The 26,941-nt window shown below is 43.6% G+C and carries 19 protein-coding genes; 5 read left to right on the top strand and 14 right to left on the bottom strand.

The window, feature by feature from the left end; translation table 11 throughout:
- Positions 1 to 144 precede the first annotated feature (144 nt).
- Complete coding sequence (locus L0B18_RS19825) at positions 145 to 3,102, bottom strand: BamA/TamA family outer membrane protein (protein ID WP_234570459.1); 2,958 nt, start codon at positions 3,100 to 3,102, stop codon at positions 145 to 147.
- The gene (locus L0B18_RS06295; protein ID WP_234570457.1) at positions 3,102 to 4,427 is read right to left on the bottom strand and encodes an amidohydrolase; all 1,326 of its coding nucleotides are present in this window, start codon (positions 4,425 to 4,427) and stop codon (positions 3,102 to 3,104) included. The genes L0B18_RS19825 and L0B18_RS06295 overlap by 1 nt, the downstream gene beginning before the upstream one ends.
- 138 nt (positions 4,428 to 4,565) lie before the next feature.
- Between L0B18_RS06295 and L0B18_RS06290 the strand changes: the two genes are divergently transcribed.
- Positions 4,566 to 5,519 carry a DNA-3-methyladenine glycosylase family protein gene (locus L0B18_RS06290; RefSeq protein WP_234570447.1) on the top strand — a complete coding sequence of 318 codons (954 nt, stop codon included), beginning with the start codon at positions 4,566 to 4,568 and terminating at the stop codon, positions 5,517 to 5,519.
- An 81-nt stretch (positions 5,520 to 5,600) separates the two neighbouring features.
- On the opposite strand, the gene L0B18_RS06285 is transcribed toward L0B18_RS06290, so the two are convergent.
- From L0B18_RS06285 to rsmA, 9 genes are all read right to left on the bottom strand, one after another.
- Positions 5,601 to 6,437, bottom strand: a complete 837-nt coding sequence (locus L0B18_RS06285) for a ZIP family metal transporter (RefSeq protein ID WP_234570445.1) — start codon at positions 6,435 to 6,437, stop codon at positions 5,601 to 5,603.
- Between the two features lie 165 nt (positions 6,438 to 6,602).
- The gene (locus tag L0B18_RS06280) at positions 6,603 to 7,346 is read right to left on the bottom strand and encodes a phosphoadenylyl-sulfate reductase (protein ID WP_234570443.1); all 744 of its coding nucleotides are present in this window, start codon (positions 7,344 to 7,346) and stop codon (positions 6,603 to 6,605) included.
- Between the two features lie 491 nt (positions 7,347 to 7,837).
- Positions 7,838 to 8,779 (bottom strand): sugar phosphate isomerase/epimerase family protein, encoded by a 942-nt coding sequence (locus L0B18_RS06275; protein ID WP_234570419.1) that lies wholly within the window; start codon positions 8,777 to 8,779, stop codon positions 7,838 to 7,840.
- 65 nt (positions 8,780 to 8,844) lie between these two features.
- The gene (locus tag L0B18_RS06270; RefSeq protein ID WP_234570417.1) at positions 8,845 to 10,155 is read right to left on the bottom strand and encodes a Gfo/Idh/MocA family protein; all 1,311 of its coding nucleotides are present in this window, start codon (positions 10,153 to 10,155) and stop codon (positions 8,845 to 8,847) included.
- 206 nt (positions 10,156 to 10,361) lie between these two features.
- Positions 10,362 to 12,383 carry an LVIVD repeat-containing protein gene (locus L0B18_RS06265; protein ID WP_234570407.1) on the bottom strand — a complete coding sequence of 674 codons (2,022 nt, stop codon included), beginning with the start codon at positions 12,381 to 12,383 and terminating at the stop codon, positions 10,362 to 10,364.
- Positions 12,384 to 12,430: 47 nt separating this feature from the next.
- Positions 12,431 to 13,228 carry a DUF305 domain-containing protein gene (locus tag L0B18_RS06260; RefSeq protein WP_234570405.1) on the bottom strand — a complete coding sequence of 266 codons (798 nt, stop codon included), beginning with the start codon at positions 13,226 to 13,228 and terminating at the stop codon, positions 12,431 to 12,433.
- A 333-nt stretch (positions 13,229 to 13,561) separates the two neighbouring features.
- The gene (groL, locus tag L0B18_RS06255; RefSeq protein ID WP_234570395.1) at positions 13,562 to 15,226 is read right to left on the bottom strand and encodes a chaperonin GroEL; all 1,665 of its coding nucleotides are present in this window, start codon (positions 15,224 to 15,226) and stop codon (positions 13,562 to 13,564) included.
- A gap of 50 nt (positions 15,227 to 15,276) precedes the next feature.
- Complete coding sequence (gene groES, locus L0B18_RS06250) at positions 15,277 to 15,564, bottom strand: co-chaperone GroES (protein WP_234570378.1); 288 nt, start codon at positions 15,562 to 15,564, stop codon at positions 15,277 to 15,279.
- Positions 15,565 to 15,750: 186 nt separating this feature from the next.
- Positions 15,751 to 16,530 carry a 16S rRNA (adenine(1518)-N(6)/adenine(1519)-N(6))-dimethyltransferase RsmA gene (gene rsmA, locus L0B18_RS06245; protein ID WP_234570370.1) on the bottom strand — a complete coding sequence of 260 codons (780 nt, stop codon included), beginning with the start codon at positions 16,528 to 16,530 and terminating at the stop codon, positions 15,751 to 15,753.
- A gap of 185 nt (positions 16,531 to 16,715) precedes the next feature.
- On the opposite strand from rsmA, the gene L0B18_RS06240 reads away from it, so the two are divergent.
- Entirely contained in the window at positions 16,716 to 17,930 is a 1,215-nt protein-coding gene (locus L0B18_RS06240) for an alanine dehydrogenase (protein ID WP_234570340.1), read from the top strand.
- Positions 17,931 to 18,070: 140 nt separating this feature from the next.
- Positions 18,071 to 18,439 (top strand): hypothetical protein, encoded by a 369-nt coding sequence (locus L0B18_RS06235; protein WP_234570338.1) that lies wholly within the window; start codon positions 18,071 to 18,073, stop codon positions 18,437 to 18,439.
- Positions 18,440 to 18,579: 140 nt separating this feature from the next.
- Here the strand turns inward: L0B18_RS06235 and acs are convergent, their stop codons facing one another.
- A complete protein-coding gene (gene acs / locus L0B18_RS06230; protein ID WP_234570336.1) occupies positions 18,580 to 20,478 on the bottom strand; it encodes an acetate--CoA ligase in 1,899 nt (632 codons plus the stop codon).
- Between the two features lie 409 nt (positions 20,479 to 20,887).
- On the opposite strand from acs, the gene L0B18_RS06225 reads away from it, so the two are divergent.
- Together L0B18_RS06225 and pdeM are read left to right on the top strand one after the other, a co-directional pair.
- Complete coding sequence (locus tag L0B18_RS06225) at positions 20,888 to 23,341, top strand: ligase-associated DNA damage response DEXH box helicase (protein ID WP_234570328.1); 2,454 nt, start codon at positions 20,888 to 20,890, stop codon at positions 23,339 to 23,341.
- Between the two features lie 175 nt (positions 23,342 to 23,516).
- Positions 23,517 to 24,170, top strand: coding sequence for a ligase-associated DNA damage response endonuclease PdeM (gene pdeM / locus L0B18_RS06220; protein ID WP_234570319.1), 654 nt, complete (start codon positions 23,517 to 23,519; stop codon positions 24,168 to 24,170).
- 188 nt (positions 24,171 to 24,358) lie between these two features.
- On the opposite strand, the gene L0B18_RS06215 is transcribed toward pdeM, so the two are convergent.
- Together L0B18_RS06215 and L0B18_RS06210 are read right to left on the bottom strand one after the other, a co-directional pair.
- On the bottom strand, positions 24,359 to 25,102 hold the full coding sequence (locus tag L0B18_RS06215; RefSeq protein ID WP_234570297.1) for an SGNH/GDSL hydrolase family protein: 744 nt from the start codon (positions 25,100 to 25,102) through the stop codon (positions 24,359 to 24,361).
- Positions 25,095 to 26,807, bottom strand: coding sequence for a M1 family metallopeptidase (locus L0B18_RS06210; protein WP_234570295.1), 1,713 nt, complete (start codon positions 26,805 to 26,807; stop codon positions 25,095 to 25,097). Before L0B18_RS06210 ends, L0B18_RS06215 begins: the two co-directional genes overlap by 8 nt.
- Positions 26,808 to 26,941 lie beyond the last annotated feature (134 nt).

Raw genomic sequence — 26,941 nt, 5'->3', positions numbered from 1 at the left:
TGACTGAACACAATTCCCGTCATCGCGAACGGAGTGAAGCGATCTCCAAGTGTTGGGGATTGCGGCGGTCGTAAACTCCCTCGCAATGACTTTTCACGTTTCACACACGTCTACCAACTCCTCTTGGTACTCTCTCACATGTAATCAAAACGGAACAACGGCCTTCACCCGATAGTAAAGATCCACAAAATCATCTTCAAATAAAGATTCAACCGGTTGAGCTACACCGAGAGAATGGGCAAATTTCAGCCCGAAAATCTGTAGTTCATTTTTGATTTCAGCACCTGCTCCCCACCGTTCGATTGTATTTGTGGATCCATCCTGCCCAATAGCATCGCCAACAATTGCGGCATCGGTAAACAGTGTAAGCGAAGTTGATCCCAACTGGATTAATCCAAGAATTTCAGTTTGCAGAGATGGAATAAACGGCATTCTATACTCTGCACTTCCAAACAAAACACGTTTTCCAGCCACATACTGACGATATCCCCGAACCCGTTCCGAATTATCAAAAAATTGAATAAATACCTGATCTGGCAACGTGATGGTAATATTGTCATACCGCGTCAGGTTCACCTTATTTTGTGGTAAAGGGTCACCCCATTGCTGTTGATATCGTGCATGCAAATAGAATCGATGGGCCCCAATGGATGGCAAAACCGCATATGCATTTAAATCAGCTTCAAAATAACCAACCTCCCCGCCGAGTACTTTTTCAGCCCCTAACAATCTTGCCTTGATTCCATACCCGTCCAACGGATGAATAGCATTCAAACGCCAGGGCTTCTGTTTCCGCAGGATCCACTCGATTTGAAGATCGGTTTGGCGTCCTTCAACAGGTTCTGGAATTCGTGGATTGCCTGAGAAATCATAGTTGTCCGGATCAACATTTACGTGGCGAAACCGAATTCCAACCGTGGATGATTGATAGGATCTTTCAAATGTATCCAGAGGCCAAACGGCGGATACCTCTCCACCGGTCAGTTCTTCAACCAAAAACTTATCGCCATAAAATCTTGAATTTGCCGGAAAACTATATGCCGAAAATGTGAGGCTCGGGTAGAGCTGATTATTCTGATAATTGATGGCACCGTAACTATTTTCTGCCGGAGTGGGCAAAGAAACGGATCCAAACGCTGTGACCAGGTGTTTGCCAATCGGTTCCATCCAGTTTGTCATACCCCATAGCCCCCAGTTATTTGTATCTGCATAATACGGCAGCGCAAATGAAACAATATGGGTGATATTTTTCAACGGCTGATATTCATATTGGGCGACTACTTCTGAGGGATCTCCTTCGATTTGGAATGGAATCTGATTCGGAGGAGATTTCAATCGCCAGTTTGAATACGCTTCAGGAATTTCAACCGGCTGTGATTTTGGAGTACGGTTTACATCCACCCAAAAAAGATGATCTCTTCGCTTTGTCTCACTGGCATTCACCAGCAACCTTTCAAAATCAACGGAATCTGTTTCTGCTATCCAGCCATAAACTTCTCCACCCGTAAACAGGTTTGTCACACGGCGTGATGAATCCGTTTCAAAATCATAAACAAATATATTTGGCACTTCATCCTGCAGCGAATTGTAAGCGAATTTTGTGCCGTCATGATTTAAAATCGGACGTTGGTTATCCCCTTGACCGTTATCTAAAAGAACACTCTCTTCACCTGATTCAGGATTTAACAGAATGAATTTTCGGTTCCAATCCCCATCAAATTTATAGAGCAGCCATCGTTGTTGATCAGCCAACCAAACCGGCCAGCTGAGCTGTACATTCTCCTTATAATTTGTGACTCGGATTTCTTCCCCGGTCTCAAGATTTCGGGTAAAAAGATTTCCGGTTCCAGCTTCATTTACGATGTACGCGATCTCGCTTTCATTTGGTCCCGGAGCTGGAAATGCAGCTTTTCTGCTATGTGTGATTCTCTGTTCCCTGCCGGTTTCAATGTTCAGGACGTACACATCATTGGACAGCGACGAATTCTCACCTCTTGATCGCCTGGAATAGAAAATTGATTTTCCATCCTTGCTCCAGCTCAAATCGTAATTGATATTTCCTTCTGCAACTTTCCGGCTTTCTCGGGTTGAATCGTTTGTAACGATATAGAGACTCCTCACCTGCCTGCTCATAGATGGAATGGATTGAACGGCTATCAGGCTATCATCAGGCCTAACAACCATATCCAGGTAAAATTGGCCCGGCATATTAAACGACTCACTTCCAAGAGAATCGGTTCGTTCCATACTCGCGGCCAGCGTATTGTAATAGATATTCATGTGCTTTCGCCATTCCTCGTAAAAAGCATCATAACCGCCATCTACTGTTTCGTGGAACGCTTTCTCAAAATCATGATATTCAAGAAGGCCGAGTCTTTTACCCCGCCAGGAGAACATCTTTGCCAGCGTACTGTCGCCATATGTTTCCGTAAAGTAGCGTAGCTGAGAGTTTCCTACGGCGTACATCAGGGATCCGTTTTCAACAGAACTTCCATCCCTGAAACCGGGACGGCTGTCGAAAATAGCTTTGCGAAGCCATCGGTCGCCACGCTGAGAATTCCACTCTTCTGTTTCGTATTGAGCTAAACCTTCCGTCCAATGCCTCGAAATAGGTGTCGCAATAACGTATTGCAGCATCCCGATCTTCGACTCCACAGCCTTGTAATGGAAAATATGCCCTAGTTCGTGAGACATAACATGCCGCAGCCATTTTACACTTCCGTTTCTTCCCGCCCTGAAACCGTTGACGTTCACCCACATCATAGAATAACCGCCGCCAATCGGGTTCGCGAATCCGTTTTCAATTTCATCTTCATCCGACAAATAGAGCCGAACTTTATCTGTAAATGTCACACCCAGGTTTTTGGAAAGAGCGTCATATGTTTCCTCTGCAATCGTCCCGGCTAATATTTCGATCCCCTCAATTCTCTCCGGATAAATAATTTTGAAATGCTCAGTTTCAACTACCTGCCATTTTAATTCCGGGTGATTTCGGCTATTGAAAACATTAAACCCCTGTGCTGAAATGCTTTCAGTAATGATTAAAATCGCAATTAAAATAAGCGTGTATATCTTCACAAGCGACGGTTCTCTCTTATGCACTACTCTTGATTCATCATCATGTAATCAATTGTCAAGTTGGCCAAAGCTTTCACACCTGTTTTCATCCCCACCTCTTCAATGTAAAAGTCCGGGGTGTGATGAGGCGCTGCATCAGCCGGATCCATATCAGCCGGCATTCCTCCGGTAAAAAAGTAAAAGCCCGGGACTTCTCTCTGGAAAAATGAGAAATCTTCCGCTCCCGTAATCGGATCAATCACATGAGCATATTCCGAACCGGCTACCCGCTCAATTGTAGTAGCCATTTTCTCCGTCAACTGCGGATCATTATACGTCACGGGATATCCTTCATAAATGGTCAGTTCAGCTTCGGCTCCCATACTTTTTGCAATCAGATCTACCGTTTCGTGCATCTGGGCAAATAGCTTTTCCTGCATTTCAGTATCAAGTGTTCGGATGGTTCCTTCGAGATAGGCTTCTTCGGGAATGATATTATTTCGAACCCCGCTTCGAATAATGCCAACAGTAATCACAGCAGCTTCCTTCGTCAACTCTGTCCGGCGACTTATAATGGTCTGAAGTCCGTCAATTATTTTTGCTGAAGTCACGATGGGATCTACACCGCTCCATGGTGTCGATCCATGGGTTTGAACTCCTTTTACCTCGATAGAAAATCGATTTGAAGCCGCCATAATCCCACCTGGCCGATAGTTGATATGTCCGACCGGTGTCTGTGCCGAGATGTGCTGGCCAAAAATCACATCCACATCGGGATTGGTGAGGACACCTTCCTCAACCATTAATTTTCCACCGCCCTCCTCTCCGGGTGGCGCACCCTCTTCTGCGGGTTGGTAAATAAATTTAACTGTGCCAGGCAAATGCTCTTTTCGATCTGCTAAAATTTCGGCTACTCCCATTAACATGGCAACGTGCGTATCATGTCCACATGCGTGCATTACGGGCACCTGTTCGCCTTGGTATTCCGACATTGCCTCAGAAGCAAAGGGTATATCCACACGTTCTTTGACAGGAAGTGCATCCATATCTGCCCGCAATCCTACCACCGGACCCGGTTTACCTCCCTTCAAAATTCCTACAACTCCCGTATGAGCCACTTCAGTTTCAACTTCTATCCCAAGCGATCTTAAATGTTCGGCAACCATTTCTGCTGTCTCAAACTCTCTGTTTGAAAGTTCGGGGTTTTCATGCAGATGGCGTCTCCATTCTACAATTTGCTTATACTTTTCCTCAGTGGTTTGATGAATGTACTCATACCAATCTGAAGAATTATTTGATTGGGCAAATATGGATTTTGAAGAAATGAACAATAATAAAAGTACCTGTAGAAATAGAAATGTTTTTTTCATCGGAGTTCTGTTAGATTTAAGCCTCGGTACATAGAATAAACCATTTAATATATTGATTTCACAATTTTGATAAATCTTGGAATCTTCTGCTGTTTGATTGTTTTACTATAGAACCATTTAATTTCTAAATCATATACAATGTCTTCCTGGACTTTAAAATCCATCCCTCCGCACGACTGGTTTATCTGCCTTGATATTGATCCTTATTTCGATCATGAACACGATCCCGAAAAAATTTTTGAAGAGGGATTCATTCGCCCGATTTCCATTGATGACAAGGATTTCATTGTTACCGTTTTTTTTAATGGTGATCCTGAAAATCCCGAATTTCACGTTGAGTCGTCAGAATCTTTATCGAAAGACGAAATAGCTCAGACCAATCAGAGCCTTGCCAGAATTTTAGGCACAAATATCGATCTTCGGCCCTTTTATGATCAGGCCGATAATGATCCTGTTTTAGGCCCAAAACTTCAGGAATTCTATGGGTTGAAACGCATGGCTCGGGGAAGTCTGCTTGAAGATATTATCAACAGGATTGTTCAGATGAGATTGTCGCACAAACCGACAGCTAAAAAAATGGTTTTTAAAGTTCGCGAGGCTTACGGAGCTCATCTTCAGCATAATGGAGAGAAGATTCCTGCATGGCCGCGTCCGTTTCAACTTGCAAAAGCAAATCCGGCGCAAATCAGAAAGCTGGGCCCGACCCTGAAAAAGGGTGAATATCTCGTGGGACTTGCCCAGGATATGCTTGCCGGCGAGGTGGATCTGGAATATCTCGATAAAGATGCGGATCCCCAGGAATTTTATGATTCTATTTCAGAGATCAAAGGAATCGGCCCCACAACTGGCCAGGATTTAATGCTGTTCAGAGAACGAACCGACGCTGTTTTTCCAAGCAATAGGACTAAAGGAGAAGAAAAAGGGTTGCGGAAATGGATTATCATGAGTTACGATGGTGATCCATCAAACACAAGTGAGAAAGAATTTCAATCATTCATAAAAAACTGGAAAGGCTACGAAGCAGCCGCAATTGAATTCCTGTTTGTGAATTGGGTCATTAGCTCTAAAAAGAAAAAGGCGAAAAAATCTTGAATTTGCCATTACAAACGGAGTGAAGCAATCCCAACATTATGGAATTGCCACAGCCGTTAAATTCCCCGCAATAATGAGATTTTAGCCTAAAGCCACATCCAGAACCATCATGGTACAAAATCCGATCATAGTACCGAGAGTTGCCAAATCTGTGTGCCCATGTTGCTGCGATTCGGGAACAAGTTCTTCAACCACTACAAACATCATTGCTCCGGCTGCAAATGCCAGGGCATATGGCAAAATGGGCTGAACCATAATAACAGCTGCCGCACCAATTACAGCAGAAATCGGTTCAACAATTCCTGACATCTGGCCATAATTAAAACTTCTCCCTATGCTAACGCCTTCCCTTCTTAACGGAATGGATACTGCCATACCTTCGGGAAAATTCTGTATACCTATACCAATTGCCAATGCTACAGCGCCAGCAACACTGGCCGTACTTGTGGGATCAATTCCACTGGCTGCTGCACCAAAAAGAACGCCTACGGCCAATCCTTCAGGAATATTATGCAAAGTGATAGCAAGCACAAGAAGGGTTGTTCGCCGCCAGGTTGTTTGTACACCTTCGGCTTCCTGTTTGGGCTGACCTAAATGAAGGTGGGGTAAATAAGCATCACAAATTCTTAAGAAAAGTGCCCCTCCCATAAATCCAATAACAGCCGGTATCCATGGTATATATCCTTGCCCCTCAGCCATATCCAGGGATGGAATGATTAACGACCACACACTCGCGGCAATCATGACTCCGGCGGCAAAGCCGAGCATGGTGTCTAATAATTTGTAGCCTACATTTTTTGTAAAGAAAACCAGGGCGGCCCCTAGTGCTGTTAGAAACCAGGTAAATAATCCGCCCATAAGTGCCTGCATGACCGGACTTAAATCGAAAAACCACATTTTGATAGCTTCAATTTCCATATGTCACTTGATCTGAAATTTATGTTTTATACTTTCTTCTTTTTAGAAAAGTATAAATTTTTAGTTTAGACTAAAAATTTATTTTTGACAAACTCTCTCCAAAAATAATACGAGTTATAAGCAATAGAGTGAATCTAAATGAGCAGGAATAGTAACAAGAACTCTCTATTTCAGCTTGTTCTTCAAACTGGGAAGATGAATTCCACACTCGGTTTTCTCAAGATTTTTCCATCTGCCCGATCTCTCACTTTGATCGGTAGAAGGTTCCGTACAGGGAATGCATCCAATGCTTGGATACCCTTCATCATGAAGCGGGTTATAAGGAAGGTCATTTTTTTCGATATACTCCCAAACTTCTTCCTGAGTCCACGTGGCAAGCGGGTTTAGTTTGTAGACTTTGTTTCCCGGATCCCACTCAATTTTGCCGACATCTTTCCGCATCTCTGATTGCGAACGCCGCAACCCGGTAATCCAGGCTTTCTTATTACTCAGGTATTTTTGAAGCGGCAGTACTTTCCGAAGATAGCAGCATTTGTCGGGATCTGTTTTCCAAAGTTCTTCTTTGTGACGTTTGGCCTGTCCTTCAAGTGTCAGAATGGGTGAAACGGACTCAATCCGAATATCAAACCGATCCTCAATCTTATCCCACAATGAGTAGGTTTCTTTAAACAGCAGGTTTGTGTCCAGGCAAAAGATTTTAATCGGCAGTTGGAGCTTCGTGATTTTGTGAATCAAAACCACGCCCGAAGGGCCAAAACCGGTTCCCAATACAATGGTATTCCCAAAGTGTTCTGCCCCCCAAAGAAGCAAATCATCCGGCGACTGATATTCAAACTGATGATTCAGGTCGGACAAATTTTCAATCTCAAACTTCCTATCTGTTAGTACTTGCTTTTCCTGTCGGTTCATAAAACGTTTTATTCGTTGGCCAAGCGCCTTTATTTTCTACTTCAACATCGATTTATAAGCATAAAAAAACCCGCATCCTGTACAGGCGGCGGGTTATCATACTTATCGATCAAATTTTTAACTCCCCACTACCCGTTTACATCAGGCTGCACAAACTTTTTGAGCAACAGCAACAACAACACGAAATAGCAAAAATCATATTGGGTAGTGGTTAAAGAATCTTGTTAAAACAAATTCATAAGATGAACGATACTAAATTATCCTCAGGATCGAAATGATTTAAATAAAACTAATCGTATTTCTTGACGGATCCTGTAGAAGACTCATAACCATCAAAAAAGCGCTTTCATATTTTATATTTCAGCATATTGAGAATATTTCGGGAAAATAATGGCAAAAAATCACGTGAAGAATATATAATCTTGCGCGAATAGTAGATATTCAGCGCTTAAACTCATCTACTTTTATGTAGAAAAAGTTATATGAATGGATCACTGGAAGTGGTGGAAAATCTCATCCATCCTTTGCGAGACATATTCACTCAGAAATACTTCAGGAGATATGTTTTCGGGGCGATAAGCGGGCTCTGCAATTCCGTATCCACTGTATCCAACCTCACGTAATGCCTGCATAATTTTAGGCCAGTCGTTATCCCCTTCCAGGTAGTTTACACGAAAACCGCTCCACAACCCTTCGTCATCTCTTTTTTGTCGGCTGAACTCTTTGATGTGTATCATTGCAATACGATCAGCCAGAATCTCAATCCAATGGCTGGGCCAGCCATAATTTATGATGTTGCCGATATCAAAATACCATCCCAGCCAGGGTGAATCAAACTCATCCACATACGTAGTAGCTTCCAATGGACTCATTAAAAAATGATTCCATACATTTTCAATTGCAATAACAATTTCAAGCTCTTCGGCAAGAGGCAGTATTTTCCGGATTTGTTCCTGCGATCTTGAATAGACATCCTTATAAGAAACCTCATTATTCACAATTCCGGGAACGAGAAGAATTGTTGAAGCGTCAAATTCATCCGCATCATAAAGCGCTGTTTCAAGTCCTTTCAGGCCAATTTTCCGAACGGACTCATCGGGACTGGTCAAGGGAGAACTCCAATGTGTTGAAACAACTACACTCGGAATGTCCAATCCGGTTTCGGCTTTTGCTTCCAAAACCTCTGCACGATCCAGACCGCTGGGCGGTTCAACCCCATGAAATCCGGCCGTTTTTAACATTTTGAACTTTTCGAGAATCGAATAGTTCTCCCCGGAAGGAAACGTTTCAAGCATGTATCCCTTTTTCAGAGAACCGTTTGAAGATAAATTCTGATTGATTTTCATCTGCTTTTCAGGATTAAACAGCCCCGCACCCGGAGTAAGAGATGCCAATCCCAAAGTCCCGAATTTCAGGAAGTCTTTTCTTTTCATTTGTAAAGTTATTGCGCTTACTTCGCTGGAATAGGAAATCCCTTTTTCCGGAAGAATTTTTAGCTTTATGCTAACGGAGTTTGTCCCGGCATGGCAACTTTTTTCACTTCCGGAAAATGATTCCAGCTTGTAATATCATGCGATAACCGTTGATCGGAATTTATCGCCTGTTCCCACGTTACCCGTTTACCGGTGTAAGCAGCCATTCGTCCCATAATACCCACCATTGTACTGTTGGCAAGCTCCGTTCCCTGGTTAATGGTTTGGCCGGATCGAATAGCAGCGAAAAGAGCATCATGTTCGGCTTGGTACATGTCATTGTCCTCACCTTCGTACGTCCAATCATTATTTCCTTCGATAAAGTGTTCGCCTCGGGTGACACTTGCTACTCCCCGGCCTTTCGTACCAAACACTTCAGCGTGATAACTATTCTCACAGCCTTCCTGCTGACGGCAAAAATGAAATCCCTTCACCCCACTTCCATATTCATACGTAATTGCAAAGTGATCATAAATATTTCCAAACTTCTCGTCTGTACGAACCTGTCTTCCTCCTGTGCCCATTGCACTTACCGGAAGTTCATCATTCATGGCCCACATCATAAAATCAACACTGTGTATAGCCTGTTCTACGATATGATCGCCTGAAATCCAGTTATAATATAGCCAATTACGAAGCTGATATTCGGCATCAGACCATTCCGGTTGCCGATCAAATGACCACAGTTCGCCGGTGTTATATGTGGAGTAAATCGAAGTGATATCGCCCAATTGGCCATTCTGAACCCTGTTGAAAAACGCTCTTTTGGGATTGTGATATCTCCAGCAAAATCCAGAAACAAGGTTTAGATTTTTTTGTTCTGCAATTTTTACGGCATCTATAATTCTGTGATAACCATGTGCATCTACAGCAACCGGCTTTTCACAAAAAATGTGAACTCCGGCATTTACGGATGCTTCAAGATGCAAAGGCCGGAATGTTGGCGGCGTGGCAAGTATTACCACATCCACTCCAGAATCCAACACTTTTTGATAGGCGTCAAACCCCAAAAACCGGCTCTCTTCCGGTACGTTTACTTTGTCTGAGTGAATCTGATTGAGGATCTGTAGTGACTGGGTCATCTTATCCTCAAAAATATCTCCCATGGCGATAAGCTCTACATTAGAATCGGCGTTCAGCGCCTGATTTGCAGCGCCGGTCCCGCGTCCCCCGCAACCAATCAGGCCAACTTTCAATTTGTACCCGGGATCAACGCCGGCCACTCCGGCAGCAACAGCAAGTTCCTTCTGGCTTGAACAAGCACTTAATGGCAGCATACTTCCGGCAACTGCCAGGGAGGTTAATTTCAAAAATTCACGACGATTATGTTCTTTCATGTTCTTAAGGCTTTATTGAGCAATATGGTATTTGTAAAATTTAAACAATCTCGTCTAAAAAAGAAGCGGAAGATAGGATTTACAAAAACCGGTAATTTTTTTTACAAACTTCTTCTCAAGGATATTAAACCTGATCCTCCCGAAACAGGTTTAAATAAAAAAAGCTGATCCTTGATAGAATCAGCTTTTTTCTAAACTGAGTTTCCTTAAATCTTTGAACTCATGGTTTTCATGGTCCGGGCCAACACTCTTGTTTTTGATTTATGGGTTGAGCCGTTGGCTTCTACTTCCAATTGACGGGCAAGCTGATTCAACAAAAGAGCTTTTTCGGATCCATTTGCCTCTTCAGCTTTATCAAGGCCATCGCGGATTGATTCGATAAAATCCAAATCATGTTCGCGCTCTCTTTGAAGTTGATCCAAATAGGCATGCATCAACTCAAATGTAGGAGGCCAAACATATTTCGGCTGTCCCTGTGCATTCAGGTATGTAAGCTTAACAGTGTTTGCCGCTGCAATTTCATTTTCAGTCAGAAAATCACTGGGGGTCAGTTCAAAAATATCGAGACCCCGGGCAATTTCTGAGCTCACAATCATTCCATTGTACCAATATACGGACCAGCTTCCAGCCAGAACTGGTTGTTCTGCATGAACAGGACCGCGATCATGATATGCAATCTCGATTGGATTTTCGGGATCGGTCCAATCGAAAATACTGACGCCACCCTGGTACCATGACTGAACCATAATATCCCGGCCGGGAATCGGAATCAGAGAACCGTTATGTGCCACACAATTTTCCTGTGGTGTTTGAGCGGCCGGCATTTTATAGTAACTCTTGAAATTCATGCTATCTTTCTCAACTGTAAAGATTGCATTGGCTCCCCATTCCATCGGATCGGTTGCCCGACATTTTGGCTGGGTTCCACCTCCCCATTCATCGGTAAAAAGTACTTTAGAACCGTCGTTGTTGAAGGTGGCCGAGTGCCAGTATGCAAAATTAGAATCGGCTACGGCATCCACCCGAACAGGTTTAACAGGATCGGAAATATCCAGCAATAAACCATATCCTTCGCAAGCGCCACCGGCCAAACCAATTTCGGGATAAAGAGTAATATCATGACACTGATTGGGCCCCCGATCATCTTCTCCAGTACTTCTTTCAGCCATTCGCTCATCTAACATTTCCTGAAGATTTTCTCTCAAAGCGGAACTGTCCGCTGCTGTGGGGTCACCATTTCCGCCGCGTTCTTCTACAATTTCATTCAAAAGCTCTGTAATAAACCGACCCGAAATGATACGCTCGCGACCGTAAAAGTGACCAACAAACTTGCCATCGGCTTTAGCTTGTTCAATCTCTTCAAGATCTGCAGGTGCAAGTCCGTGAGAAGGTGCCGCTTCCAAATCTTCAAAAATTCTCGGTGAATTTACGATGGCTGCTTCTTCAGGATTTGAAAGTGGAACTTGTATCACTTCAATTCTGAAAAGAGCACTGTTTGGATCATCTTCGGGAAGTAAATCCGAGCAGCCCGGAAGCTCCTCTTCCGGCCGAACCATTGCAGAACCGGAAACATAAACGTATACGTTTTCATTATCATCGGGATCTTTCAGTACAGAATGTGTGTGTGATCCACGACAGGTTTGAACATTCGAGATATACTTCGGATTTTTTATATCGGAAATATCAAAAATTCTGATCCCCCGCAGACGAACTTCACTTACCGTTTCAGGCACTCCTTCCGAGCCACAATCAAGCCTGCCTCCTAAACCCTCGCCAGACACAAACAGCAGATCTTCGTACACGGATACGTCACTTTGGGATGCCGGGCACAAATAATCAACTACCAGTTGCGGATCTTCAGGATTGGTGAGATCCCACACCATAAATCCATTATAATTCCCCTGGATCACATAATTACCTTTAAAAGCAAGGTCGGAATTTACGGCACCGAGAAAATCTTCCGTCGGTGGTGTGGATGACATTTTACGAAGATTCCATATTGCTTCTTCTGCATCAAAAACTCCCGCTTGCAATCCAACCCGTGGATCAGGAACCGGACGGGGCGCTTCCGAAAGCTGTGGAATTGTTGATTGATTTCGTTGCTGGGCATTTTCTGAGGTAGAGCAGCTTATCAACCCTGCAAATGCCGTTATCATTATTAAAATGGATAGTTTTTTAACCGTACAAACCTTCATCAGAAAGTTCACAAAAGATATCTTTTTATTCATGTAGCGTACTGGATGTTGATTATTAGTTAAGAGAAGTCCAAAGTGCTTTAAGAGCCCTTCATGTTTTGAAGCATGAGTTCCATTCGCTCAATTTCTGTAGTTTGATCCACCTGAATATCGGATGCCAGACGAAAAGCCTGATGGTCCAAAGCGGCACCATCTGTATTAAAAAGTTCTTTTACCATTGTTACACCGCCCTCATGATGCGATATCATATACGTAAGGAAAGCCTGATCAAATGCATCTCCGTTGAGCCCGGCCAATTCATTGAGTTGATCTTGTGTGAGCATACCAGGCATACCTGAATGATCGGGTCCGGCATGGGCTGAATGAGAATGCTCCATATGCTCGTGTCCTGAAGATTGGCCTTCGGGAGATTCCATCGTGATTGTAAGCGTCAGGCCATCGATATGAACCTTGGGGACAGGCTGATTTCGTTCACGCAGCCACCTTTGCATTGATGCAATTTCATCTTTTTGAGCATTAATGATTCTTGCGGCAAGAGTTTGAACCATTGAGCCGGCTTCGTTTTTGGGAGCTAAATCCGACATAATAAGAGCCTGAGAATGATGCGCAATCATCCCCACCATAAAATCCACATCGGCTTGGGTAAAGTTCATTTTAGCACTTTCCACCTTGGCCCAATACACTTCTTCAAGACGTTCTTCTGTTTCCGTTTTTTCCGGTTTGAAAGAGGTGTGAGATGTACTTGCACTTTCAGAGAGTTGCCCCGTACTGGTACAAGACACAATACTGAAAACGATTGAGCAAAAAAGTAATGTAAACGTATGCTTTGACAAATAGAGCTCAAAAATACTCTTTGAAACTCCTACAATTTGATCCATAGAGAATAGAAATCTACAGTGATCTTTTCTTCGATTTTGGCAAGAAATAGCTAATGCCCTTCTTCCTGATTAAATCAGGACTTGTGAATGTACAAAAAATCGGTATAAATCTTCAGAAGTTTACTCATTTTTATGCTGATTCTGCAGCTCGCCCCAAAATCCACGATATCCCATTTCCTCAGAAATCATTTAAATAACGAGAGTTTGTGATCGCTGAAATCATAAAAGCTTCAACGTAGAGTTTGTTGAATTACAAATAAAAAACCCCGCCTCAGAATCTGAAACGGGGTTTTGTTGACGTCCTTTAAAAGGAGTTAAAACGGGGGGATGATTTTACATCATGCCGCCCATTCCGCCCATGCCGCCGGGCATTCCACCTGGCATTCCGCCACCGTCATTGTCGTCATCACCTTTCTTAGAAGGTTTGTCTACAACAACAGCTTCGGTTGTAAGCATGAGTCCGGCTACAGAAGCTGCGTTTTCAAGAGCAGTTCTGGTAACTTTAGTCGGATCAATAACTCCGGCTTTAATCAGGTCTTCGTACACTTCAGTTCGTGCGTTGTATCCAAAAGCGCCTTTTCCTTCAAGAACTTTTTGGACAACGATAGAACCTTCAGCGCCTGCGTTGTTTGCAATTGCACGCAATGGAGCTTCAAGCGCACGTTTAATAATGTCGAAACCAACTTTCTGATCGTTGTTATCGCCTTCGAGTTTTTCGAATACTTTGAGAGTTCTCAGGAATGCAACACCACCGCCGGGTACAATACCTTCTTCAACGGCTGCTCTTGTTGCATGCAGAGCATCTTCAACCCGTGCTTTTTTCTCTTTCATTTCAACTTCAGAAGCTGCACCGATATAAAGAACTGCAACGCCGCCTGCTAATTTGGCAAGTCGTTCTTGCAGTTTTTCACGGTCGTAATCAGAAGTGGTTGTCTCGATTTGAGATTTAATCTGGTTTACGCGTGCTTTGATGTCCTCATCTTTGCCTTGGCCGCCAACGATGGTTGTTTCGTCTTTGGAAATGTTGATTCGGTCAGCCTGGCCGAGGAAATCAAGAGTAGCATTTTCAAGTTTGTAACCGCGCTCTTCACTGATTACGGTACCGCCGGTAAGAATCGCAATATCTTCGAGCATTGCTTTTCTTCTGTCGCCAAAGCCGGGAGCTTTAACAGCGGCAATCTTCAGAGAGCCCCGCAGTTTGTTAACAACCAATGTTGCGAGAGCTTCGCCTTCCACATCTTCAGCAATAATCAAGAGCGGACGGCTGGTTTGAATTACTTTTTCAAGAATTGGAAGCAGATCCTTCATGCTGGAAATCTTCTTGTCGAAGATCAGGATGTAAGGCTCTTCCATTTCAGCGGTCATGGTTTCGCTGTTGGTAACAAAATATGGAGAGAGGTATCCTCTGTCGAACTGCATACCTTCAACGGTATCGAGATAGGTTTCGGTACCTTTGGCTTCTTCAACAGTAATTACACCGTCTTTACCAACTTTTTCCATGGCCTGTGCAATGAATCCACCAATTTCTTCATCGCCATTGGCAGAAATGGTTCCTACCTGGCGAATACTGTCGAGGCTGTCTCCAACTGGTTTGCTTTGATTTCTCAGCTCTTTTACAACTTCTACAACAGCTTTGTCGATACCTCGTTTCAGATCCATTGGGTTGGCACCGGCAGTAACGTTTTTCAGGCCGGTTTGAATAATAGATTGAGCCAATACAGTTGCGGTGGTCGTACCGTCACCGGCATTGTCGCTTGTTTTTGATGCAACTTCACGCACCATCTGTGCGCCCATATTTTCAACTTTATCAGAGAGTTCAATCTCTTTGGCAACAGTTACACCGTCTTTGGTCACAGTAGGTGCACCAAAAGACTTTTCAATAACAACATTTCGTCCACGAGGACCTAAAGTAACTTTAACAGCGTTTGCAAGCTTATCCACACCGCGTTTTAGCGCGTCGCGTGCATCCGCATCGTAATGAACTAGTTTTGCTGACATAATTTATTTATTTGTTTGGTTAGTATTTAAAATGTTTGGTTAGATCAATGTTATGATACAATTCCGAGAATATCGGATTCTCTCATAATCAGGTATTCTTCTCCGTCTAGAGTTACTTCAGTACCTGAATATTTACCATAAAGGATTTCATCTCCTTTTTTAACCGACATGTCTATCTTGGTTCCGTTTTCCACTTTACCGGGGCCTGCTTCAACTACAGTTCCTCTTTGTGGTTTTTCTTTTGCTGTGTCCGGGATGATAATTCCTGAACTGGTTTTTTCTTCAGCTTCGACCGGACGAACCAATACACGATCGCTTAAAGGTTTTATGGTGGCCATATGATGACTCCTTACTTTTATTGTTTAGTGTTAGTTGTTTAAAAATCTTTAGCATCCACACAAGTGATGCAAGCTGTTACTATTGGTAGCAAGTTCCGTACCAAAACATCTGATTTGTCAAAAGATATCCGGAATGGTCTCGATTTCCTGTTTTTTGAGCACAGATTTGATCTTTTTGACGGTTTTTCACCCAAACGTGCCAAGTTGTTCAAGACGTGCTGTCAACTTTTCATACATATGCGGTGCCAAAGCTTCTGCCCGCAAGTCAAAATTGAACTCATCAACCGGCAGTTCTGCATCGAGCCTTTTTAGTGCATTGCTCAGTTTTTTCCTTCTCTGATTAAACGCCATCCGAACAACGGTTTTCAAATGTTGATCTGAGCAGTCCAAACCTCCTTTATCAAACGTAAATTGAATCACCGAACTTTGAACATTTGGCGGCGGAGAAAAAACATGAGGAGATACATCAAACAGAATCTCCGGAGAACTCATCAGTTGAGACTGCACACTGAGAATTCCATAGTCTTTGTTGCGGGGTTCAGCCACAATTCGTTCGGCAACTTCTTTCTGCATCATTAACGTTGCTGTAGACAAAATGGGCCGATATTCAAATAAATTGAAAAGAATCTGGCTGGTAATATAGTACGGCAGATTTCCTATTACGTGAATGGGCCGGTTCTGATCTTCATAAACACTCCAGTCATACTCAAGAATATCTTTATGAATAACATTCAGATCTGGATACTCTTCAGTGAGATATTCAACCATTCGCTGGTCTAATTCAATAGCAGTAACATTTTTAAACCGCTGAAGCAAAATCTCAGTCACAGCGCCGGAACCGGGGCCAATTTCAACAATACAATCATCTGGTTTTGCAGGAATGGCATCTACTATTTTCCGAATAATATTCCCATCCGTTAAAAAATGCTGGCCGAGACTCTTTTTTGTTCGTGGATATTTTGACATGAAAGTTTACTACTTTGAAAAAGCTGATGGCTGAATGCTTATGATAAAACCGTGGATCATTTTCAATTCCACATTCTATTAAATAACATTATTAAATCTTAATTTACGTTCCAATATACCCGAATTTCATCACTTTATAAGTGATTGATTTTTGTGTCCTATTAATCAGTAACCAAAATTGCACTATGGAGTTAAGCCCTTTCGATACGGAACAAATTGGCATCAAAACCTTGGAGAAGAGTTTGATGAAATCGAAATCCAAAAAATCCCTGAAGATCGGGCTTCCAAAAGAGACCTCCAATGATGAGCGCCGCATTTCTCTCACACCGGGCGGCGTATCCATTTTAACGGCTAACGGCCATGAAGTTTTTGTTGAAAAAAACGCCGGAATTGACGCCCATTTCTCCGATCATGAATACCAGGAAGCGGGAGCCGAAATTTCTTACAGTGCAGAAGAGTTGTTTTCCAATTCGGAAATGATTGTAAAAGTGGCCCCTCCCACAAAAACCGAATTGAGCTGGATGCAGCCCAACCAGATTTTATTGTCTGCACTCCATTTAGGGCACACCACCCATGAATTTATGAGAACCCTGATTGATAAAGGCGTATGTGCAATCGGGTATGAATTTTTAAAGGCTGAAGATGGCGAATTCCCAATCGTCAGAATGATGCATGAAATCACCGGCTCCATGTCGGTTCAAATTGCCGCTCACTACCTCGAGAATAGCAGTGACGGGCAGGGAATTATGCTCGGTGGAATTTCAGGAATTCCACCGGCAACGGTGGCCATTTTAGGAGCGGGAATTACCGGCGAATATGCTGCCCGAACCGCTTTGGGATATGGCGCCCAGGTTTTTGTAATGGATAACGACCTGACCAGGCTGCGCCATCTCGAAAATGCACTCGATCGCCGAATTATTACGGCTACCGCCAATCATCAATATTTGTCCACGGCTTTGGGCTTTGCCGATGTTGTAATTGGTGCAGCCATGACGGAGGGCGAACGCGCTCCTTGCTGGGTAACCGAACCCATGGTCGAGTCTATGAAACCGGGCAGCGTAATTGTGGATACGGTGATTGACCAGGGCGGCTGTATAGCAAGCAGTGAACCGACAACGCATTCAAATCCGGTATTTACCAAATATGGAGTCACTCACTACTGCGTACCAAACATTCCTTCAAATGTAGCGCGAACTGCCACCTACGCTTTAAATAATGTGATTGTCCCTTACCTGATTGAACTTGGTGATTCAGCCGGAATTCACGATTGCCTCTGGAAAAATACAGCTCTTCGAAATGGTGCATACACCTACAAAAAACACCTCACAAAAAAAGCCCTTGCCGATCAGTTTGAAATGCCTTTCCGGGATATTGAAGTGTTGATTGCGAGCCAGATTTGATAGAAGGAAAGATTTGTTAGTTGTTTGTTGTCGGTTGGCCCGTTGTGTGATGTATAAAACAACTGACAACTAACTACTGACAAAAACGTTTTAATAACTGTAAACTATCTTAACAGGCAAATTTTCAAATTATAGTAAAGATGTCGAGTTCTGAATTAAATGAAAGCAACTATCGTCGGATTGCGTACATCAACTGGGCACTGTCTGTTCCTTTATTATTGATTTTCGCATGGCCCTTCTATTTCCTGTGTGAAATCTTCAGCATTCACAAAGCTGTTTCGTTCCCGGGTGCCATTATCTTTGGACTCCCGTTTATGCTCACCATTCTTCACGGTCACGTAACAATGGCGTTGGGTGCCGCACACCGGCAGCATTACTACTCCTGGCTGAAAGAATATCCGTTAACGTACGGGCTTCTTTTTCACTCTCTCATTATCAGTACCCGTTTCAGGCTGTTCCTGTTCTTCATCAGCCTGGTCCTTTTGTTGATTGGGTTTCTTATAAGATAGGATTGTCAATCTCCCTTTGAAGAGAGACAGATTCTATCAAAAATTTTTTAGAAAATCAGAGGGATTTTCTCAATCAAAATCATAAATGATGAGTCATCCCCCTGCTCACACCGTTCGCTCCCCCCTTCAAAGGGGGATTTTTAAATCGCTTTTCCTTCTTTAATATCTTCCACCACGGCCGGATCCAGCAGCGTTGAAGTATCTCCAACATTCTCGAGATCATTGGCTGCAATCTTCCGCAGAATTCTTCTCATGATTTTTCCGGAACGTGTTTTCGGAAGTCCGGGCACAATCTGAATTTTATCGGGCTTTGCAATCGGGCCAATAATTTTTGTTACCAGATTATTGATCTCTTTTTTGAAATCATGAGGATCTTTAGGTTCATTTTCACAAATCATAAATGCAAAAATTCCCTGTCCTTTCACATCATGAGGATAGCCCACAATTGCAGACTCAACCACATTCGGATGTTCATCAATTGCATTCTCAATCTCAGCGGTTCCAAGCCTGTGTCCTGATACGTTCAACACGTCATCCACACGGCCGGTAATTCGGTAGTATCCTTCCTCGTCTCGACGACATCCGTCTCCGGTGAAATAATATCCTTTATACGTGCTCATATAAGTTTGCAGATATCGATCATGATCTCCCCAAACGGTTCTGGCAATTCCCGGCCACGGATGCTTGATACATAGATTTCCGCTGACGGCATTTCCTTCAATTTCTTTGCCGTTTTCATCCATTAAAATCGGCTTGATTCCGGGAAGCGGAAGTGTTGCAAAACCTGGTTTGGTTGGAGTAATTCCTGCAAGTGGCGAAATCATAATTCCACCGGTTTCGGTCTGCCACCAGGTATCCACAATCGGGCTCTTTCCCCCACCCACATGATCATGATACCAGTGCCACGCCTCTTCATTAATCGGCTCACCCACACTTCCAAGTACTTTGAGTGAACTGAGGTCGTACTTCTTCACGTAATCCAAATCATAACTCATCAAAGCGCGGATGGCTGTCGGAGCGGTGTAGAAATGAGTGACTTTGTACTTTTCAACCACTTCCCAGAATCGCCCTGCATCGGGATACGTCGGTACCCCTTCAAAAATAATTCCCGTAGCCCCGTTGAAAAGTGGGCCGTAAATAATATACGAGTGGCCTGTAATCCAGCCTGCATCAGCCGTACACCAATAGACATCTTCCTCAGAAACCTGGAAAACATTTCTAAAAGTGTAACTGGTGTAAACCATATACCCGCCACAGGTATGAAGAACACCCTTTGGTTTACCGGTAGAACCGGATGTGTAAAGAATAAAAAGAGGATCTTCCGCATCCATCTCAACAGCCTTATGTTTTTTGGACGCGTTTCGAATCAACATATGCCACCATTCGTCGCGGCCTTCCACCCAGTCGATCTCACGATTTGTCCGCTGACAGACAATCACATTTTTTACCGAAGGACAGTTTTCAAGAGCTTCATCGGAAATATCTTTTAGCGGAACGTGTTTGTCACCTCGGCGGAGTCCATCATTGGTGATCAGCATTTTAGCATCGCAATCCTGAATGCGCTCGGCCAATGATTGTGCAGAAAACCCTGCAAATACAATAGAGTGAACCGCACCAATTCTTGCGCATGCTAAAGCGGAAATAATCAATTCGGGCGTCATCGCCATATAAATACAGACGCGGTCGCCTTTCTCAATACCTTTGCTCTCAAGAACATTGGCAAACCTGCAAACATCCTCATATAACTGACGATAGGTAATGGTTCGGCGAAAACTGTCGGGGTGATTGGGCTCAAAAATAAAGGCCGTTTTATGGCCGATGGTATTCAGATGGCGGTCCAGTGCATTTTCTGTGATATTCAGTTTCCCGCCTTCAAACCATTTAATATCTCCTTTTTCAAATCCGCCGGAATGAACCTTGTCCCAGCTTTTTCTCCAATAAAACGTTCCGGCTTCATGCTCCCAAAATTTCAGGCGATCTTTTTCGCTTTCCTGGTAAACGTCCTGGTACTCTTCAAAGGATTTAATATTGAGCCACATATTCAGTAAATCTGTTTAATTCTATGTTATGGTTTTCAAATAACGTAAGCGCTTCTATGTTGACGTTTTTTGCATCCATTTTCAAGAAAAAAATGAATCTATTTCTCTTTTTTTACAAGCTCTTATAAAATCAGCCGGTTTTTTCAGGAAAACGATTTAGGCGGCATTCATCGTTACATTCAATTTAGAATCAACTTTACAATCATCAGAAAGTCATCAGATGAGTATATTCAGCTAAAATTTTGCCGTCTGACCGCTTTGAGCGATCTGACGGCTTCGTTTGCGAATTAGTAACTACAGGATCTGTCTGCGCCCGAAGGACCTGACAGCGTTGATGGTGCGACGCTGACAGGACTCGGAACTACACCGTGACGCTGTCAGGTCACTTTGAAATTTTTAAATACAATTCATGCAACAAGCACAATCCATCATAGAAAAGTGGTTCGAGTCCAAAGAATGGTCTCCGTTTGATTGGCAGCGGGAGGTCTGGAAGGCTTTTCTCGATGGAAAATCAGGACTGTTAAATGCCCCGACCGGAAGCGGCAAAACATTCGCCCTTTTTATGCCGGCTTTGATGCGGTGGATTGAAGCCCATCCCGAAGGTTATCAAACCAAAGAGAATAACGGACTCCAACTCCTTTGGGTAACACCGCTGCGTGCACTCGCCCGAAATCTCGAAGAAATCATGCACGAGGTTGTGAATGACCTTGAAATCCCGTGGAGTATTCAGCGCCGAACGGGTGATGTTTCTTCCTCCATCAAGCAGAAACAGAAAAAGCAGATGCCGGAAGTGTTGATCATCACGCCGGAAAGTCTGCATGTTTTGCTCGCACAAAAAGGATATCCAAAACGATTCAAAAATTTGAATACCGTTGTTGTCGATGAATGGCACGAACTGCTCGGCTCCAAACGAGGAACTCAAACCGAACTGGGATTATCACGACTTCGGGGCATGAATAAAGATCTGCAAACGTGGGGAATTTCGGCAACCATCGGCAATTTTGATGAAGCGTTTGAGGTACTGCTTGGCGCGCCCTCTCCTCCCGATGCCGTCATCATCAAAGCGAATATCCACAAAAAAATTAATGTAAAAACCGTTCTGCCGGATGATGTGGAGAAATTCCCATGGTCGGGTCATTTGGGGACAAACCTGCTTCACAAAGTCTTGCCGATTCTTGATAAAAGCGGGTCAACGCTCATTTTTACGAATGTCCGTTCACAATGCGAAATCTGGTTCCAAAAACTGTTGGATGCAAAACCGGATTTGGCGGGAACGATCGGCATTCATCATGGCTCGCTGGACCGAAACGTTAGAAATTTTGTGGAAGAAGCACTCCATTCCGGCTTATTAAAAACTGTGGTTTGTACGTCCAGCCTTGATCTCGGAGTTGATTTCACTCCGGTAGATACCGTCATCCAGGTCGGCAGCCCGAAAGGCGTGGCAAGATTCATTCAGCGTGCCGGACGGAGCGGCCATCAACCAAACTCCATCAGTACAATCTGGTTTGTACCCACGCATGCACTTGAACTGATTGAAGCCGCTGCTTTGAAAGATGCCGTTCAGGAAGAAAAAGTGGAGTCAAGAATCCCGGTTTTAAAACCGTTTGATGTGCTCATTCAATACCTGGTCACACTTGCGGTTTCCGAGGGATTTGATCCGGATAAAATCTTCAAAGAAGTAAAACAGACATTTGCTTTTCAAACGCTGCGGGAAGATGAATGGGAATGGATTCTGAAATTCATCCAGTTTGGCGGAGAATCTCTCTCGCGATATGATGAATTTTCCAAGGTTGAACCGGACGAAAACGGACTCCTGAAAGTATTTGACCGCCGGATTGCCCAACGTCACCGGATGAGTATCGGCACCATCGAAAGTGATACCATGATGCGTGTAAAATACCTGAAAGGAGCATCGCTTGGACGAATTGAGGAGTGGTTCATATCGCAGTTGAATGTAGGTGATGCGTTTTGGTTTGCGGGACGAAATCTGGAACTGGTTCGCGTAAAAGATTTGACGGCATATGTTCGTAAAACGACCGGCTCAAGTAGTCGTGTTCCGGCATGGCTTGGGGGACGGATGTCGCTTTCGTCCAATATGTCCGAACTACTCCGACGCAAACTTCAGGATGCGGTGAATGAAATGCATGACAGCATTGATCTAAAAACCATCGAACCCATTTTTGATATCCAGAGAAAGCGATCTATTCTTCCCGGAAACGATCAATTTTTGATTGAAAAATCCTATTCCAAAGAAGGCTGCCACTGCTTCTTCTTTCCGTTTGAGGGACGATATGTCCATGAAGGAATGTCGGCTTTGGTGGCGCATCGAATTTCCAAACGGATGCCGATCACATTTTCCATTGCCATGAATGATTACGGATTTGAGTTGTTATCTGATCAGGATATCCCCATTGAAGAAGCATTAAAACATGATTTGTTTTCTGAGGAAAATCTTGTCCGCGATATTCGCGGAAGCCTGAACAGTACTGAACTTGCGAAACGGAGATTTCGGGGAATCAGTCAAATTGCGGGATTGATTTTTCCCGGATATCCCGGAAATCAAAAAAAAAGCCGTCATTTACAGATGTCATCCGGGCTTTTCTTTGATGTGTTTTCCGAACACGAACCCGGTAATCTACTTTTGCAGCAAGCTCATGATGAAGTGCTCCAACACCAGTTGGATGAAGCACGATTGCGCCAGGCTTTACAGCGAATCAGAAAGCAAGAAGTTGTTCTGAATCACGTGGACCGGTTTTCTCCATTCGCATTCCCGATATTTGTAGATCGCCTGCGCGAGAAGTTATCTTCCGAAAAGCTGATTGACCGCGTCAAAAAAATGCAGAAGCAGTTGGAGGAGGAATAAAGTTTCTGAGTCGTCACATTGAGCGCAATTTCGAAAGTGCTCTTCCTTTGATATGAAGTCGAAATGTATCTCTGGATTCGTATCCTCCCAATGAATTATCTTCGACTTCGTTCCATTCAAAAAACTGAATGGAACTGCGCTCAGACTGACGTAATTTTTTATAATTTGAACTTTGATGTCATCTTCAATCACAAAAATTGTCCAAAACCAAACCTGGGAATTACTGCCCGAAAAGGCTGTTTTTTGGAAGAATCGAAAAACACTGATCATCACCGATCTTCACATCGGAAAATCGGGTCATTTTCGAAAATCAGGAATTGCAGCACCGGCTGGTATAAATGCAAAGACATTGAGTCGCCTTGGAAACCTGATTGAAAGCCTTCAGCCGGATGGACTTTTAATTTTGGGGGATTTATTCCACAGCAAAGCCAATCGCGAATGGCTGGAGTTTGAAGCTTGGCTGGAAGGTTTTGGCACTCTCGATATTCAACTTGTGACTGGAAACCACGATCTCCTTCACCAATCTTTTTATGAATCGGCAAACATCACCGTTCATGAAAAACTCGAAATCAATGACTTTCTTTTTGTGCATGATCCGCAAGAATTGAGTGGCTTAAAGCCATCAACCACTGTCGTTGCCGGACATATTCATCCCGGAATTTCTATAAAGGGAAAGGGCCGGCAATCGTTACGATTTCCCTGTTTTCTTTTTTCTGATGAGAAAATTTTACTACCCGCGTTTGGTGAGTTTACAGGCTTGCATACCATCAAACCGGAAGAGGATGAGCAGGTTTATGCGATTGTAGAGGAATCGATTCTGGAATTATAGAAGAAAAATGGTGTAACGTTTCGCTTGTGCCACAAATCGGTAAACACGAACGAGACGCTCGCGCTATCAAATCTTGCTGGATTTCACACCATCAAACCAACAGAAGATGAGAAGGTCTCGTTGATTAAAGCTGAAGCTTACGTTACGAGATTCTTCAGTCGCTCCCCTCCTTCTGAATGACAGTCTTTTTATTCATCCATTAATTCCTCCAGTGTTGGACGAATTACCGAATTCCATTTCGCATAACCGTCTTCATTCAAATGAAGCAGATCATCCATAAAAAGAGAATCATCCGGCGTACCGTCGGAACCTAAAATTGGTGAGGCAAGATCTACATAGTAAAACTGGCTATTCTCATTCATATGATCCTCGATCCGCTGATTGACTTCTTTCATTTGTGGCCACAACTCCCACCGGCTGCTGCTTGGCTTGACGGGCACAAAAACAAGCTTTACATCAGGAAAATTATTTGTCAATCGATCCGTAAACTCAAGATAATCCTCAAACACCTGGTCGTTGGTTTTGTTCGAAGCTATATCATTATCGCCTTCATATAAAACCACAACAGACGGATTGTAGGGCAGCACTAACTCGTCGTAATAGTACAGAAGATCAGAAAAATGTGATCCGCCAAAACCGCGATTGATCACGGGCATTTCGGGAAAAGCCTCAGCCGTTTTCCAAAAACGAATGCTGGAACTGCCTACAAAAAGGATGGCATCTTCGGGAAAACTGTTTTTACTGTCGAACTCTTCGAAGCGATTCACCTCTTCTTCAAACCGATGTGGATCGGGATCTTCAACTTCCTGTGAGAATAAGGAGGTATTGAGGAAACCGATGAGGAATACGACTGTAATCAGAAATTTGGATGATGAAGAAAAATATTTCATAAACTGACCGTTTACTTGATTAAAAATTACTTGCTTATTCATTCTCAGCGTCTGCTTCCGAACCAGCCAAATCAAACTCCTTTAAAATCCAGTTATCGGGATCGGCTTCTACTTGTACCGTTTCTCCTACTTCAAAAGCAATCCTGTTATTTTCGGGACTCATCATGACAACTTCGCCGTTAATTTGTACTTCTATCGGCATGGGGAATTTCAATCCTTCCGGTACTTCCCAGCGCAGAGTTACAAGCACCCCCTGCCGGCTGGCATGAAGAACGGGAAGTTTGGGTTGGCGTAAATAGATTTCAAACAGCCAATCGAGATCCTGTCCGGATATTTTTTCGGCTAAATTCAAAAAATCATCCGTGGTAGCAAACCGAACCTGGCTTCCGTCCGTTACGGACTCCATCTCTTCGGTGGGATAGGCAAATCGTCTCAACAACGTAAAGAAGTGATTATCACCAATAACGTATCGTAAGGTGTGTAAAAACCAGGCACCTTTGAAATAGACATCCCCGCCACGCGTACCCTGTGTTATTTGCAGTGTACTCATCGATTTGCGCGGAGCTACTTCCATTGAGGGATCTGTCGCCATTCTCATACGGATGTATTCCATCGATTTTTTGTAGGCTTCTTCTCCTCCCAGATGTTCGGAATAGAGAGGCTGCATGTAGGTTCCAATTCCTTCATGAATCCAAAAATCACGCCAGTTCCAGGCCGTTACAAGATTCCCCCACCATTCGTGTGCCAGTTCGTGCTGATGCAAATCATCGAACTGAGCCTCGCCGTTTGACAGTGCTCCATCCCGGAAACCTGCTCCGTATGCAATCAGTGTTTGATGCTCCATTCCCAAATGCGGACTGTGAACAACCCCGTATTTGTCGGCCCGAAATGGATACGGCCCAAGCAATTCCTCGAGAAAACGAAGCTGATTGATAAACTGCGGAAAAAGCTCCTTGCCGTCTTCAAGATTTTCCGGCAGAACCCAGAATTTTACTGGAAATTCATCGCCGCTTGTGCTGGTATACGTTTCTTCGATAATTTCGTACGGAGCAGCATTTACCGTTATGTTGTAATTATTGATGGGCGTCGATACAAACCAATTCCACGTTTTCCAGCCGTCTTCTGGAACGGTTTCCCCACGCAATCTTCCATTGGAAGCTACAACCAAATCATCGGGCATTGTCAGGTTGATCGCTACAGAATCTGCTTTATCAGAAGGATGATCTTTATTCGGCCACCAAATCCAGGCGCCATCGGATTGTACGGTTACGGCCACCCACGGTTCTCCTGTGGATGTGGTATCCCAAACCATGCCTCCGTCCCAGGGCGGATTCGGGGCAACGCGCGGTTTTCCTTTATATGAAATCCGGAGTTTTTCTGAACTCCCGGGTTGAAGTGTGGCTGGATAATTCACGTGAAACGTCTGGCTTGCATCACTTCGGGAAATGTTTAACTCGGATAGCAGGCTGTCCGTTTGAACCTGCTCAACCGAAGTAATGTCCAGCTGCGGATCCAATGCCAGTGCGATTCTGTTGGAGGGCTGAACCACATCAAAATGTACATCAACAAACCCGGAAACGGTGCTGTCGGCCGGATTCACGGTTAAATTCAGATCGTAAAAATGAACGTTATAAGCGGATAGCTCAGGAGTCAGGTCACCGCCCGAATCATAGATCAGTTCCTGAGAAATAGCAGGTTTCGTCAATAAAACTATAAAAGCAAAAAGAAGTGAAATTCTTGAAAACATAAAGTGAATTTTTAAATCAGACCGCATCAAAATAGGAAAATTTTCAATGGATATTTGAAGATAAACGTGAGCCGAATCATAATCCTATGATCCGATTAAACTTTTTTAAGTCATCATATCAAGAATTTGAACAT

The sequence above is a fragment of the Rhodohalobacter sp. 614A genome, assembly GCF_021462415.1.
In the GTDB taxonomy this organism is placed as follows: Bacteria; Bacteroidota; Rhodothermia; order Balneolales; family Balneolaceae; genus Rhodohalobacter.
Note: the sequence above shows the minus strand (reverse complement) of the source record. Positions and strands in the feature narration are given on the sequence as shown.

Coding starts and splice junctions, on each gene's coding strand:
- L0B18_RS06295 (WP_234570457.1), bottom strand. CDS start 4,427: ATGAAAAAAACATTTCTATTTCTACAGGTACTTTTATTATTGTTCATT.
- L0B18_RS06290 (WP_234570447.1), top strand. CDS start 4,566: ATGTCTTCCTGGACTTTAAAATCCATCCCTCCGCACGACTGGTTTATC.
- L0B18_RS06285 (WP_234570445.1), bottom strand. CDS start 6,437: ATGGAAATTGAAGCTATCAAAATGTGGTTTTTCGATTTAAGTCCGGTC.
- L0B18_RS06280 (WP_234570443.1), bottom strand. CDS start 7,346: ATGAACCGACAGGAAAAGCAAGTACTAACAGATAGGAAGTTTGAGATT.
- L0B18_RS06275 (WP_234570419.1), bottom strand. CDS start 8,779: ATGAAAAGAAAAGACTTCCTGAAATTCGGGACTTTGGGATTGGCATCT.
- L0B18_RS06270 (WP_234570417.1), bottom strand. CDS start 10,155: ATGAAAGAACATAATCGTCGTGAATTTTTGAAATTAACCTCCCTGGCA.
- L0B18_RS06265 (WP_234570407.1), bottom strand. CDS start 12,383: ATGAATAAAAAGATATCTTTTGTGAACTTTCTGATGAAGGTTTGTACG.
- L0B18_RS06260 (WP_234570405.1), bottom strand. CDS start 13,228: ATGGATCAAATTGTAGGAGTTTCAAAGAGTATTTTTGAGCTCTATTTG.
- groL (WP_234570395.1), bottom strand. CDS start 15,226: ATGTCAGCAAAACTAGTTCATTACGATGCGGATGCACGCGACGCGCTA.
- groES (WP_234570378.1), bottom strand. CDS start 15,564: ATGGCCACCATAAAACCTTTAAGCGATCGTGTATTGGTTCGTCCGGTC.
- rsmA (WP_234570370.1), bottom strand. CDS start 16,530: ATGTCAAAATATCCACGAACAAAAAAGAGTCTCGGCCAGCATTTTTTA.
- L0B18_RS06240 (WP_234570340.1), top strand. CDS start 16,716: ATGGAGTTAAGCCCTTTCGATACGGAACAAATTGGCATCAAAACCTTG.
- L0B18_RS06235 (WP_234570338.1), top strand. CDS start 18,071: ATGTCGAGTTCTGAATTAAATGAAAGCAACTATCGTCGGATTGCGTAC.
- acs (WP_234570336.1), bottom strand. CDS start 20,478: ATGTGGCTCAATATTAAATCCTTTGAAGAGTACCAGGACGTTTACCAG.
- L0B18_RS06225 (WP_234570328.1), top strand. CDS start 20,888: ATGCAACAAGCACAATCCATCATAGAAAAGTGGTTCGAGTCCAAAGAA.
- pdeM (WP_234570319.1), top strand. CDS start 23,517: ATGTCATCTTCAATCACAAAAATTGTCCAAAACCAAACCTGGGAATTA.
- L0B18_RS06215 (WP_234570297.1), bottom strand. CDS start 25,102: ATGAATAAGCAAGTAATTTTTAATCAAGTAAACGGTCAGTTTATGAAA.
- L0B18_RS06210 (WP_234570295.1), bottom strand. CDS start 26,807: ATGTTTTCAAGAATTTCACTTCTTTTTGCTTTTATAGTTTTATTGACG.